Origin of the sequence: Streptomyces sp. SP18CS02, assembly GCF_036322365.1 — a bacterium.
Classification (GTDB): Bacteria; Actinomycetota; Actinomycetes; order Streptomycetales; family Streptomycetaceae; genus Streptomyces.
In genome coordinates this window covers 276,506-288,778 of record NZ_JAQYXC010000289.1, presented here as the reverse complement: position 1 = coordinate 288,778, position 12,273 = coordinate 276,506, and the positions used below count along the sequence as shown (strand labels likewise).

At 74.7% G+C, this 12,273-nt stretch carries 9 protein-coding genes and 1 pseudogene; 3 read left to right on the top strand and 7 right to left on the bottom strand.

The window, feature by feature from the left end; genetic code table 11:
* Positions 1-17: 17 nt before the first annotated feature.
* Together PUR26_RS21625 and lgt are read left to right on the top strand one after the other, a co-directional pair.
* Positions 18-839 (top strand): annotated as a pseudogene (locus tag PUR26_RS21625) (thioredoxin domain-containing protein); the annotation flags it as partial.
* Positions 840-1,179: 340 nt separating this feature from the next.
* Positions 1,180-2,178, top strand: a complete 999-nt coding sequence (gene lgt / locus PUR26_RS21620) for a prolipoprotein diacylglyceryl transferase (RefSeq protein WP_329874092.1) — start codon at positions 1,180-1,182, stop codon at positions 2,176-2,178.
* 250 nt (positions 2,179-2,428) lie between these two features.
* Here the strand turns inward: lgt and PUR26_RS21615 are convergent, their stop codons facing one another.
* From PUR26_RS21615 to PUR26_RS21585, 7 genes are all read right to left on the bottom strand, one after another.
* Entirely contained in the window at positions 2,429-3,247 is an 819-nt protein-coding gene (locus tag PUR26_RS21615; RefSeq protein ID WP_329874091.1) for an HpcH/HpaI aldolase/citrate lyase family protein, read from the bottom strand.
* A complete protein-coding gene (locus PUR26_RS21610) occupies positions 3,244-4,449 on the bottom strand; it encodes a CaiB/BaiF CoA transferase family protein (RefSeq protein ID WP_329874290.1) in 1,206 nt (401 codons plus the stop codon). The genes PUR26_RS21615 and PUR26_RS21610 overlap by 4 nt, the downstream gene beginning before the upstream one ends.
* The gene (rbsK, locus tag PUR26_RS21605; RefSeq protein WP_329874090.1) at positions 4,449-5,330 is read right to left on the bottom strand and encodes a ribokinase; all 882 of its coding nucleotides are present in this window, start codon (positions 5,328-5,330) and stop codon (positions 4,449-4,451) included. Before rbsK ends, PUR26_RS21610 begins: the two co-directional genes overlap by 1 nt.
* A complete protein-coding gene (locus PUR26_RS21600) occupies positions 5,327-6,961 on the bottom strand; it encodes an ADP-ribosylglycohydrolase family protein (RefSeq protein WP_329874089.1) in 1,635 nt (544 codons plus the stop codon). Before PUR26_RS21600 ends, rbsK begins: the two co-directional genes overlap by 4 nt.
* Positions 6,958-8,130, bottom strand: a complete 1,173-nt coding sequence (locus PUR26_RS21595) for an ADP-ribosylglycohydrolase family protein (protein WP_329874088.1) — start codon at positions 8,128-8,130, stop codon at positions 6,958-6,960. The genes PUR26_RS21600 and PUR26_RS21595 overlap by 4 nt, the downstream gene beginning before the upstream one ends.
* The gene (locus PUR26_RS21590) at positions 8,060-9,397 is read right to left on the bottom strand and encodes an ADP-ribosylglycohydrolase family protein (protein ID WP_443077129.1); all 1,338 of its coding nucleotides are present in this window, start codon (positions 9,395-9,397) and stop codon (positions 8,060-8,062) included. The genes PUR26_RS21595 and PUR26_RS21590 overlap by 71 nt, the downstream gene beginning before the upstream one ends.
* 410 nt (positions 9,398-9,807) lie before the next feature.
* Complete coding sequence (locus tag PUR26_RS21585; protein WP_329874087.1) at positions 9,808-10,911, bottom strand: ADP-ribosylglycohydrolase family protein; 1,104 nt, start codon at positions 10,909-10,911, stop codon at positions 9,808-9,810.
* A 235-nt stretch (positions 10,912-11,146) separates the two neighbouring features.
* On the opposite strand from PUR26_RS21585, the gene PUR26_RS21580 reads away from it, so the two are divergent.
* Complete coding sequence (locus tag PUR26_RS21580) at positions 11,147-11,875, top strand: VIT1/CCC1 transporter family protein (RefSeq protein WP_329874086.1); 729 nt, start codon at positions 11,147-11,149, stop codon at positions 11,873-11,875.
* Positions 11,876-12,273: the final 398 nt, after the last annotated feature.

Genomic DNA, 12,273 nt, shown 5'->3' with positions numbered 1-12,273 from the left:
GGTTCGTTGCTGTGGGCGTGAGCGAGAAGAACAGTGCAGGGAAGCGGAGCGCGCGTGAACGGCTCCAGATCGAACGCGAGCAGGAGAAGGCGCGGGAGAGGCGCAGGCGCACGCTGATCGTCTCGGCGGCCGTCGTGGGCGTGCTCGGCCTCGCCGCGGTGGTCGGGGTCATCGCCGCCAACACCGGCGACAAGAGCGACAGCTCGGGCTCCGGAGCCGTCGCCGCGCCGTCGGGCGCCACGGGTGACGGACGGCTGGCACTGTCCGTCGGCGCGGCCGACGCGCCCTCCACGCTCACGGTGTGGGAGGACTTCCGCTGCCCGGCCTGCGCCCAGTTCGAGAACGGCTTCCGGGACACCATCCACGAACTGGAGGAGTCCGGGCAGCTCAGGACCGAGTACCGACTCGCCACCATCATCGACGGCAACATGGGCGGCACCGGATCGCTCAACGCGGCCAACGCGGCGGCCTGTGCCCAGGACGCCGGGAAGTTCTCGCCGTACCACGACGTGCTCTACAAGAACCAGCCCTCCGAGACGGACGACGCCTTCGCCAAGGACGAGACGCTGTTCGCCCTGGCGGCCAAGGTGGACGGGCTGGACACCCCGGCCTTCCGAGGCTGCGTCACCGAGGGCAAGCACGACAGCTGGGTGAACAAGTCCGACGAGGCGTTCCGCGGCGGTGATTTCCGGGGGACCCCGACGGTGCTGCTCAACGGCGAATCGGTCTTCCCGGCCAAGGGCAGTGAACAGATCTCCCCGGACAACCTGAAGAAGTGGGTCGCGGCGGCGAACAAGGGCAAGAAGCCCGGCACGGCCTTCCCGTCGGCACCCGCCTCCGCGCCGGCCTCCGCGCCAGCCTCCGCGACGGCTCCCTCGCCGGCCCGTGAGTCGGGTTCCGGATCCGGGTCCGACGCCGATCCCGACACCGATTCCGGCTCTTCCGCTCCCGGCTCCGAATCCGGGTCCGACGCCGGGTCCGACACCGGGTCCGACACCGGGTCCGGCTCTGGTTCCGGATCGACCTCGGCCGAGACGGACTCGTGGTCGGGCTCGTCCTCGCAGTCCGACGCGCCGGAGTCGCCCGAGGTGGGCTGAGACCGCCGGAGCACGCTCGTTATGCAGTCTTTGCCGGGTGGGTGTCCCGTCTCCCGCCCGGCAGGGTAGCGTCGGTCCTGCCATGGACCTTGCCTACATTCCCAGCCCGTCGACCGGCGTGATCCATCTCGGACCGCTCCCGCTGCGCGGCTATGCCTTCTGCATCATCATCGGTGTCTTCGTCGCCGTCTGGTACGGCAACAAGCGCTGGATCGCCCGGGGCGGCAAAGCCGGCACCGTGGCCGACATCGCCGTCTGGGCGGTGCCCTTCGGCCTGATCGGTGGCCGGCTCTACCACGTCATCACCGACTACCAGCTGTACTTCAGCGAGGGTGAGGACTGGGTCGACGCCTTCAAGATCTGGGAGGGCGGCCTCGGTATCTGGGGCGCCATCGCGCTCGGCGCGGTGGGCGCCTGGATCGGCTGCCGGCGCCGCGGCATCCCGCTCCCGGCGTACGCGGACGCCATCGCGCCCGGTATCGCCTTCGCCCAGGCGATCGGGCGCTGGGGCAACTGGTTCAACCAGGAGCTGTACGGCAGGCCGACCGATCTGCCCTGGGCGCTGAGGATCAGCGAAGGCGCGAACCGCGAGGCCGGGCTGTACCACCCGACCTTCCTGTACGAGTCGCTGTGGTGCGTGGGCGTCGCCTTCCTGGTGATCTGGGCGGACCGCCGATTCACGCTGGGTCACGGCCGGGCGTTCGCGCTGTACGTCGCGGCGTACTGCGCGGGACGCGGCTGGATCGAGTACATGCGGGTCGACGAGGCCCACCACGTGCTGGGCCTGCGGCTCAATGTGTGGACGGCGATCGTGGTCTTCCTGCTGGCGGTCGCGTACATCGTGATCTCGTCGCGGATGCGGCCCGGACGCGAGGAGGTCGTGGAGCCCGAGGCGGCCGACGCGTCGGCGGACACGGCCGCCGCGGGCGACGGAGGGAACACGGAGGCGGACGCGGTGCCCGGCACCGCCGCCTCCGGGGGCGGGGCCGACAAGGTCAAGTCCGCCAAGGCGGTCAGGTCCCCCAAGGCGGTCAAGCCCGTCAAGTCGGCGGAGACGGCGGAGTCGGCCGAGAAGCGCTGACCCGGGAGTGGTGCGCGGCGGCCGCCGGAACCTCATGGTTCCGGCGGCCGCTTCGTGCGTGGCGGGCCGTGTACGGCCGGGCGGGGCGGTTCGCGTGCGGGGCCGTGCGTGCGGGCCGGGGGTGCCGGTTCCGGGGCGCTGGTTGCGCGGTCGGGGCCGGCGGGCGCCTGGTGGGCGGCGGGCCGGGGGTGTGACGGGCCGGGGGTGTGACGGGCCGTGTACGGCGGGGCGGGGGCAGGTGTGGGCAGGGTCAGCCGCGACGGGTGAGGGACAGGGTGCGGCGGGCGGCCGCCACGACCGCGGCGTCGACGAAGCGCCCGTCCGGCAGGGCCAGTGCGCCCGGATCGACGGCCGCCGCCTCGACGATCTCCTCGGCCGCCGCGATCTCCGCGGGCGTGGGCAGATAGGCCCGCTCGATCACCGGCAGCTGGCGGGGGTGGATGGCCGCCCGGCCGAGGAAGCCGAGGGCGCGGCCGTGCGCGCAGGACGCGGCCAGTCCCTCCAGGTCCCGGATGTCGGGGTGGACCGACTGGGCCGGCGGGGGCAGGCCCGCCGCGCGGGCGGCCACCACGACGCGGCCGCGGGACCAGTCGAGACCCCGGTCGTCCGGCAGCCCCAGGTCGGCGCGGAGGTCGGCCTCGCCGATGGAGATGCCGCGGACCGCCGGATGGGCGGTGGCGATGGCGTGGGCGTGCTCGATGGCGAGCGCGGATTCCAGCAGCGGGTGGAGCGGGACGCCGGCCGCGAGCGCCGCGATCCGGTGGATGTCAGTGCTGTGTGTCACCTTGGGGACACGGAGTGCGCAGAGGCCGGGGAGGGAGGCCAATGACGCGATCACGGCGGTGCCGCGCGGGCTGCGGTGCGTGGTGGGGAGCCGGACGTGGACCGGGACGGGATGGGGCGAGGAGAGGAGCTCGGTGGTGGCGGCCAGGGCGTATGCCGTGCGGTCCGGAGCCACCGCGTCCTCCAGATCGACGACTACCACGTCGGCTCCGGACCGCATGGCCTTCGCCACGACCTCGGGGCGGTCTCCAGGGGCGTACAGCCAGGTCAGGGGCGTGGATGTCATACGGCACCCTCGGTGCGCAGTGTGTCGATCTCCCGGGCCGACAGGCCCAGTTCGGTGAGGACGGCCTCCGTGTCCGCCCCGTGCGGGCGGCCGGACCAGCGGATGGCGCCGGGGGTCTCGGAGAGGCGGAAGAGGATGTTCTGCATGCGGAGGGGGCCGAGCTCCGGATCGAGGACCTCGGTGACGCTGTCCAGCGCGCGGTACTGGGGGTCGCTCATCACGTCACGGATGTCGTGGATCGGGGCGATCGCCGCCTCGGCCTTCTCGAAGGCGGCCATGGCCTCGTCGCGGGTGTGCCGGGCGATCCAGGAGCCGACCGCCTCGTCCAGCACGTCGGAGTGGTCGGCCCGGGAGGTGCCCTCGGCGAACCAGGGCTCGTCGATCAGGTCCGGGCGGCCGACCAGCACCATGACGCGTTCGGCGATCGACTGGGCGGATGTGGAGACGGCCAGCCAGCTGCCGTCGGAGGTGCGGTAGGTGTTGCGGGGGGCGTTGTTGCGGGAGCGGTTGCCGGTGCGGGGCTGTACGTAGCCGAGCTGGTCGTACCAGAGCGGCTGGGGGCCCAGCACGGTGAGGATCGGTTCGATGATGGCCATGTCGACGACCTGGCCGCGGCCGGTGGCCGTGCGGGAGGCGAGGGCCGTCATCACCGCGTAGGCCGTGGCCAGGGCGGCGATGGAGTCGGCGAGACCGAAGGGCGGGAGGGTGGGCGGGCCGTCCGGTTCGCCGGTGATCGCCGCGAAACCGCTCATCGCCTCCGCGAGCGTGCCGAAGCCGGGCCGACGGGAGTAGGGGCCGAACTGGCCGAAGGCCGTGACCCGGGTGAGGACCAGTGCCTCGTTGACGGTGGACAGTTCGGGCCAGCCGAGGCCCCATCTCTCCAGGGTGCCGGGCCGGAAGTTCTCGATGACGACATCGGCGGTGGCGGCCAGTCGCAGCAGCGCGTCACGGCCGCCCGGCGTCGACAGGTCGAGGGTGACGGTGCGCTTGTTGCGGCCGAGCAGTTTCCACCAGAGGCCGATGCCGTCCTTGGAGGGGCCGTGGCCGCGGGAGGGGTCCGGCTTGCGCGGATGCTCGATCTTGATGACGTCCGCGCCGAAGTCGCCGAGCATGGTGGCCGCGAGGGGGCCGGCGAAGAGGGTCGCGAGGTCGAGGACGCGCAGTCCGTGGAGAGGGGGGAGGGGAGCGGCGGCAGGAGTCATCACGCGTCGATCTCCGTGCGGTACGGCATGGACGACGAGGCCCCGGGGCGCTGTACCGAGAGCGCCGCGGCCGCCGACGCCCACGCCAGCGCGTCCGGTACGGGCCTGCCCTCGCCGAGCGCGACCGCCAGGGCACCGACGAAGGTGTCACCCGCCGCTGTGGTGTCGACCGCCCGGACCCGCGGGGCGGGGACCGTGAGCGGGCGGGTGCCCCGGGCCGCGTGGAGGCTGCCGGAGGAGCCGAGGGTGATGACGACCTCGGGGACGTCACGCAGCAGCGCCTCGGCCGCCGACAGCGGGTCGGCGAGACCGGTGAGGACGGCGGCCTCGTGCTCGTTGGGCACCAGCAGATCCGTCGCGGCGAGGAGCTCGCGGGGCAGGGGCCGCGCGGGCGCGGGGGTCAGGATCGTACGGACGCCGTGGCGGCGGGCGGCTTCCGCACCCGCCGTGACGGCCGAGAGGGGGAGTTCGAGCTGGAGCAGCAGGGCGTCGGCGGTGGCGATGAGGGCTTCGTCGCCGGGGGAGAGGGAGGTGACGGTGCCGTTCGCTCCGGGGATGACGACGATCGCGTTGCCGCCCTCGTCGTCGACCACGATGTGGGCCGTACCGGACGGCCCTTCGGTGGTGCGCAGGAAGTCGGTGTCCACGCCGGCGCTGTCGAGACCGGCGCGCAGCCGCGAGCCGAACTCGTCGGAGCCGACGGCGCCGATCATCGTGACGTCGGCGCCGGCGCGTGCGGCCGCGACGGCCTGGTTGGCCCCCTTGCCGCCGGGCACGGTCCGGAACTTGCGTCCGGTGACGGTCTCGCCGAGCTTGGGAGCCCGGCTCACATAGGCGACGAGATCCATGTTGGTGCTGCCGAGCACCGCGATATGGGTCATGAGCGGAGTGCCTCCTGAAGGGTGAGCGCGGCGAGGGTGTCGAAGCCGATGCCGTCGAAGGTGTGGACGGAGGTGGTGAGCCGGTTCTTGAGGGGTGAGGTCCAGCGCTCGGGCATCGCTTCGGGGTGGCCGGCCAGCAGGCCGGCCACGGAACCGGCGGTGGCGCCGTTGGAGTCGGTGTCCCAGCCTCCCGACACGGCGCGGCAGATGGAGTGGGTGAAGTCGCCGTCGGCGTGGGTGAGCGCGGCGGAGAGGAGGGCGGTGTTCGGGACGGCGTGCACCCAGTGGTAGGCGCGGTAGGCGGCATGGAGACGGTCGGCCACGGCGTCGAAGTCGGCGTGGGCGCGGGCCGTGGCGATGCCGAAGCGGACGGCCCGGGCGAGCCTGGAATCCGGGGGGACGACCGTGAGGCCGGCCGCGAGCGACTCGTGCACATCGGCGGTGCCGGAGCTCGCGGTGGCGATGACGGCCGCGGTGAACATCGCCCCGTAGACGCCGTTCGCCGTGTGGGTGAGGGCCGCGTCGCGGTACGCCTGTTCCGCGGCGGCGGCCGGGTCGCCCGGGTGGGTCCAGCCGTGGACGTCGGCGCGGATCCGGGCCCCGATCCACTCACGGAAGGGGTTGCGGCGGGTGGCGGTCAGTGGTGGTTCGAGGCCGGAGAGGAGGTTGCGGTAGGCGATCCGCTCGGCGGTGAAGGTACGGCCGGCGGGGAGCTCGTCCAGCCATAGGCGGGCGACGTCGTCGGTGCCGAACCCCGGGCCGTAGCGCTGGAGGAGCAGCAGATTGAGAAGGGGGTAGTTGAGGTCGTCGTCCTCGGGCATGCCGTCGATGTTCTCGGCGAGCGAGGTGGCGGCGGACCGGCGGTTCCAGGGATGCGCCGCGGCGAGCGCGGGCGGTACGCCCCTGGCGGTGAACCAGTCGTTCAGGGGCCAGTTCCCGGTGGCCCGGGCGAGGGCGCGGATGGCGGGGAGGGGGAGTTTTTCGACGGGTTTGCCGAGGAGGCACCCGGCGGCGCGGCCGAGCCAGGAGGCGTGCAGGCGCTCGGCGAGTCCGGGCGCGGACACCGTGCCCGATGGCGTGGAAGAGCAGGGGAGTGCCGGGGCGGGCGGGAGGGCGGGGCCGGCCCGGAAGGCCGGGGTCTCCTCGGCTTCCGCGGTCCGCCCGCTCCGTCGGGTCCGTCGGGTGGGGCCGGGGGGATGCGTGTGTCCCTGTGGGCCGGGGGGACCGGTCCGCGTGGACGGTCCCGCCGAGGCGGAGCCGGGATCCGGTCCGGGGCTGCGGGGCGGCTGCCCGGTGTCCTCGGACTGCCCGCCGTACGAGGTGGAGCGCCCTGCGGGGGAGGAGCCCGGCCAGTGGGGGCAGGCGCGCTTGATCTGCGCCAGGAGGGTGGGCTCGGCCGGGGCCAACGGGCTGGGTAGAGCGGCCAGTTCGTCCAGCAGGCGCTCGGCGAGGCCGCGCAGGTGCGGGGGCGCGGGGGTGGCCGACGCCCCGGTCGAGACGGGGGCCGGGGCGCCGCCGGCGGCGAGCCAGCGCGCCTCGACGGCGGCGGCGTTGCGGCCGTCCTCGGCGGCCTGGCGCAGTTCGTGCCCGATCAGGTCCTCCGGCTGGACCCAGGTGAGGCGCACGTTCACCGTGTCCCCCCGGCCCGCGGCGCCAGGGTGGCGAACGCCGCCTCATGGGCGCGGCGGCGGGTGGCGTCCCGGGTGAAGACCTCACGCGTCACCCCGGCCAGTACGGCCGCGGGGCCGTGCAGATCGAGGCGGCTCGCCTCGGCGACCCGCTTGGGCCAGTCGGCGGGGATCGGGCCCTCGCCGTGCAGCGCGCCCGCCATGGCACCGGCCATCGTGGCGATCGAGTCGCAGTCCCGTCCGTAGTTGACGGCGGTCAGCACGGTACGGCGGTAGTCGCCCCGGCCGACGAGCAGGGCGCCGAGGGCGATGGGGAGTTCCTCGATGGAGTGCAGCCGGGAGGGACGGCGGGCGGCGAGGGACGGCGCGCGGTAGTCGGGTCCCACCGTGTCGAAGGGGGCCACCGCGTCCCGCAGCGGTCCGAGGGCCGACTCGAAGTCGGTGTGCCGGGAGGCGACTTCGCAGACCGCCTCGATCGCGGCGCGCGTGCCGTCCTTGGCGAGCGCGAGGGCCGCGTCGACGACGGTGTCCGGGGTGGCGCCCGGCAGGCAGGCGGCGGCGACCGCCGCCGCGAACACCCCCGCGGCCTCGCGGCCGTACGAGGACTGGTGGGCGCCGGCGATGTCGAGGGCCTCGGCGTACGCGGCGGGCGGGTTGGCCGCGTTGACCAGTCCGACCGGTGCCATGTACATCGCGGCGCCGCAGTTGACGATGTTCCCGCAGCCCGCCTCGCGGGGGTCCACATGGCCGTAGTGGAGGCGGGCGACCAGCCACTTCTCGGCGAGGAAGACGCGCTGGAGGGGGAGGGCCTCGGCTTCGAGTTCCGGGATCCAGCGAGGGGTGGAGATCAGGTCCGGGACGAGGTGGTCGGCGACGGCGTAGGCGTCGAGGTGATCACGGACCCGGTCGTAGACCCGGATCAGCGCATGGGTCATCAGGGTGTCGTCGGTGACGTGCCCGTCGCCCTTGTGGTAGGGGGCGATGGGGCGGGCGGTGCGCCAGGCGTCACCGTTCCAGGGTCCGACGATGCCGGTGACGCGGCCGCCGTGGCGTTCCGTGATCTGTTCCGGCGTGTAGCCCTCGACCGGACCGCCGAGGGCGTCACCGACGGCGGCTCCGATGAGGCTGCCGGTGATCCGGTCCTCGAGTGTGAGGGTGGTAGGGGTGGTCATGTCGGAATTGTCCACCCGGGGTGGCGAGTTCCGTGTGTGCCAGCCGCTCGGCGAGTTCCACCAGATCGGTGCCCGCGAGGCGGGGGAGCGCACAGCCGGCGAGGGTCCGGCAGGCGTCGCGCCAGGTGGCGGGCACTCCGCCGCCACCGCTCAGCGCACCGGTCAGCGCGCCGGCCAGCGCGGGCGCGGAGTCCGCGACCCGGGAGAGACAGGCGGCGGCGGGCACCGCGTCACCCACCTTGCCGCGGGCGGCGGTGGCGAGCGCGAGGGCGACCGGGACGGTCTCGGCCGCGGCGATGCCGTAGCTGTAGACGTGGTCGACGATCTGGTGTTCCAGCAGCGGGACGATCTCGAAGGCGCTGGAGGTCCCGGCGCCGAAACTGCGGGCGAGCCTGACGGCGTGCTGGGCGTTGCGGCCGATCTCGGTGGCGGGCGGGAGCTGGTCGAGCGCGGCGTCCACGGCGTCGTCGACCGGTGCGCCGCCGAGGGCCGCGGCGACGGCGGAGGCCATGGCGCGGGCGCCGTGGACGCCGTCACCGTCCTGGGTGTAGCGGGCGTCGAACTCGGCGAGTTCCGCGGCGGCACGGGGATCGCCGGAGTGGGCGACCGCGAGAACCGCCGCTCTGACGCAGGCGGCGTCGTCGAAGTAGTGCGGGTTGTCGTGGCCGGTGGCGGGCGGGCGCAGTCCGGTGGCGAGGTTGCCGAGGCCGGCGCGTACGGAGATGCGGGCGCGCAGCGGCAGGACGGCCGACTCGACCTCGGGGGCGCGCTCGGCGGCAGCGGCGATCCCGGCCGCGAGGGAGTTCCAGGCGAGGTCGACGGCGGCGCACATGCGGCGCCCGGCGGGGAGCCCCCGGAACAGGCCGCCCGCCGCGCGGAGCACCGTCTCCGCGGTGAAGGCGGCCCATTCGGCGTCGTCCGACGGGCCCAGGCGCAGGGGCTCGGGCGGCTGGTTGAGAGCGATGGGGACGGGGAGGGTGGTCGTGGCGTTCTGCTCGGCGAACGTGTCGAGCTCGCGGGTGAGCCGCCGGGTCCACTCGGGCATCCGCGCGGCGCGGTGGCGGGCGGCGGGCCAGCCGGAGGCGTCGCCCGCGGCGAGTCCGAGCAGCAGTCCCTCGATCCGGTCGGCGTCCCGCCGGCGCGCGGCCGGCGGGGGCCCTCCGAGGGGGCCGCCCCCCTGCGGGGTGCTGCTGGTGGGGGAGGTGGGGCCGTAGGTCCGTACGGTGGTTCTCTCGCCGGGCGGGTCCGCTTGCGGCGGTGGTGGCACGGCTTGCGCCGTACTCCCCGGACCACGCGCCTCGCCGCCGGGGCGCGTGGTCCGGGCGCCACCGGAGCCCCGCTCGGGCGGCGCTCCCGTGGTGCCCGGGCGGGGGTCGGTCCCTGCGGGCCCGGACAGGGGCCCGGGAGCGGGTCCGGGTGCGGTGGTGCCGGACGGCGATGCGGGCCCCGGGCGTCCCGGTTCCGGGTCCCCGGGCCGCGGGCGGCATGCCGAGTGAGGGGGCCGAGCTGGCTGGAAGGCGTGGGGCTCCGGGCCGGATGCGCGAGGGGGTGACGGCGAGGCGGGGTGCTCTGGTACGGGGTCGGGCGCTCCGGGCTCCGCGGTGCCGGGCCCGCGGGGGCGGCCCGGCGTGGGCGGGGGAGGGCCGGTGGTACGGCGCGCGGGGGGCGTGTCGTGGCTCATGAGGTACCCCTTTTATCGCCTGTGCCGCCTGTGCCGCCCGTGCCACCGGGGTCGTCCGTCCCGCCCGTGCCGCCGGGGCCGTCCGCGTCCTCGTCGTACGGGGTGAGCAGGTCGGCGATGTCCAGTACGTGATAGCCGCGCATCGAGGGCAGGCAGCTGCCGCGCACCGGCCCGATGGAGGCGGCCCACTCCGGGGGGATCGCCGCCGCGCCCGACATCGCACCGGCCAGGGCGCCGGCCACCGCGGCCGTCGTGTCGGCGTCGCGTCCCATGTTGACGGCGGTCAGTACCGAGGTGCGGAAATCGCCGCGTGCCGCCGCGAACGCGCCGAAGGCGAGCCCGACCGCCTCGGGGGCCAGGTCGGTCCACGGGTAGCCGCCGATGACCACCGCCGAGCGGACGGTGCGTTCCCGGGTGAGCGGATCGGGCTGGATCCGCTGGGCCGCGACGACCGCGCGCCGCATCGAGCGGGCCGTCCAGGAGTCCATGGGGACGACCGACAGGGCGGCGCCGATGATCGAGGCCGGTCCCGCGCCGGACATGGCCGCCGCCACGCCCGCCGCGACGGCCTGACCGCCGTAGATGCCCTCGCCGTCGTGGCTCACCGTGCCGTCGATGGCGACCAGCCGCGCCGCCTCGGCGGGACGGCCCGCGGCGAAGACGCCGAAGGGGGCCGCGCGCATGGCCAGGCCGTCGCTCCAGGCGTGCCGGTGCTGCGCCGAGATGGGAGCCGCGAGGCCCCGCCGCAGATTCTCCAAGGTGCCGCGTTCGCTGAAGCCGGCCCCCCGGAACGGCCCCTCGTCGAGATCGGCGATCCAGTGGTGCCACGCCTTCTCGACATGGGGGACGGTCAGGGCCGAGCCGTGCCGGGCGAGCAGCAGTCCGGAGAAGATCGCGTACTCGGTGTCGTCCGTGCCCGCCGGGCTGTCCGTGACGAACCCTTCGATCCGGCCCCATCTCCGGCGGATCTCCGAGGGGCGCATGTTCTCGGCCGGCGCGCCGAGGGCGTCCCCGACCGCCAGGCCGAGCAGCGCGCCCCGCGCACGGTCGCGCAGGACCGCCGTGTCACCAGGGGCGGGACCGCATGCGGTCGACTCCATCGTGTCGCCCTTCCTGAGCACCGGTCCGGTTCCTGCTTCCTGAGCACCGGTCCGGTTCCTGGATCTGTGCCACGCGGGGCGCGGGGGATGTCCCGATCGGCGCGCCTGTCACCCGGCTGACACCAGGTAAGTAAAGCCTGCCTTGCTGGCGAGACCCTTACATCGAGCGTATTTTCGAGGGTGTTGAAGGGGGCGGCTCCCCTCGGGGCCGCCGCCGAGGAGCAAGGGGAGAGCCGTGTCCATCATCGAGACCGAAGCCGCGCTTCACGAGGCGCACCGCGACAACCACACCCACCGTGACGTGAACGGCGGCTGGCTGCGCCCGGCGGTGTTCGGTGCGATGGACGGGCTCGTGTCCAACCTGGCCCTGATGACGGGTGTGGCGGGCGGGGCCGTCTCGCAGCAGACCATCGTCATCACGGGCCTCGCCGGCCTGGCGGCCGGTGCCTTCTCCATGGCGGCGGGCGAGTACACCTCGGTCGCCTCGCAGCGGGAGCTCGTCCAGGCGGAACTGGACGTCGAACGGCGTGAGTTGCGCAAGCACCCCGTCGACGAGATGGAGGAGCTGGCCGCGCTGTACGTGGCGCGTGGAGTGGAGCCCGCGCTCGCCCGCGAGGTGGCCATGCAGCTGTCCAGGGACCCGGAGCGGGCGCTGGAGATCCACGCCCGCGAGGAGCTCGGCATCGACCCCGACGACCTGCCCTCCCCGACGGTCGCCGCCGTCTCGTCCTTCGGATCGTTCGCGCTCGGCGCGCTCCTGCCCGTACTGCCGTATCTGCTCGGCGCGACCGCGCTGTGGCCGGCGGTGCTGCTGGCCCTGGTGGGGCTGTTCGCATGCGGTGCGCTCGTGGCCCGCGTGACCGCGCGCAGCTGGTGGTACAGCGGTCTGCGGCAGCTGGCCCTGGGCGGCGCGGCGGCCGCCGTCACCTACGCCCTGGGCGTGCTGTTCGGCGCCGCGCTCTGATGGTGCGGTGACCCCGCCCGTACGGGCTCCGGTCGCCCGGTCCCGCGCTCCTCGGCCCCCTCGGCCCTTCGCCGCAGGGGGCTTCGGCGCGGGAGGGAACGGCCCGGGGGAGCCGGGGTGCCCGCGCCGGGAGGCCGCGGACCGGGGAGCCGGGCCCGTGCGGGCCGGGCCCCTGCACGCCCGGGCCCCTGCACGCCTGGGCCCCTGTACGCCCGGAAGCCTGCCCGGGTGCGTAGTCCGGCGGCCCGGCGCGTCCACGCCCCGACGGGCTCCGGGAGCCCCCTGCCCGGGGAGCCCGGGTCGTGAAGGCTCCGCGCCTTCGGTCGCCTGCACCCCAGGAGTCCCGGCCTCCCCGGCTTCCCCAGGCGCCCCGGGCCGGCCGGGGAAGCCGGAGGGCA

What these genes read in the sequence shown, in the direction of transcription:
- lgt (WP_329874092.1), top strand. Translation starts at nt 1,180, where the DNA reads ATGGACCTTGCCTACATTCCCAGCCCGTCGACCGGCGTGATCCATCTC.
- PUR26_RS21615 (WP_329874091.1), bottom strand. Translation starts at nt 3,247, where the DNA reads ATGACATCCACGCCCCTGACCTGGCTGTACGCCCCTGGAGACCGCCCC.
- PUR26_RS21610 (WP_329874290.1), bottom strand. Translation starts at nt 4,449, where the DNA reads ATGACTCCTGCCGCCGCTCCCCTCCCCCCTCTCCACGGACTGCGCGTC.
- rbsK (WP_329874090.1), bottom strand. Translation starts at nt 5,330, where the DNA reads ATGACCCATATCGCGGTGCTCGGCAGCACCAACATGGATCTCGTCGCC.
- PUR26_RS21595 (WP_329874088.1), bottom strand. Translation starts at nt 8,130, where the DNA reads ATGACCACCCCTACCACCCTCACACTCGAGGACCGGATCACCGGCAGC.
- PUR26_RS21585 (WP_329874087.1), bottom strand. Translation starts at nt 10,911, where the DNA reads ATGGAGTCGACCGCATGCGGTCCCGCCCCTGGTGACACGGCGGTCCTG.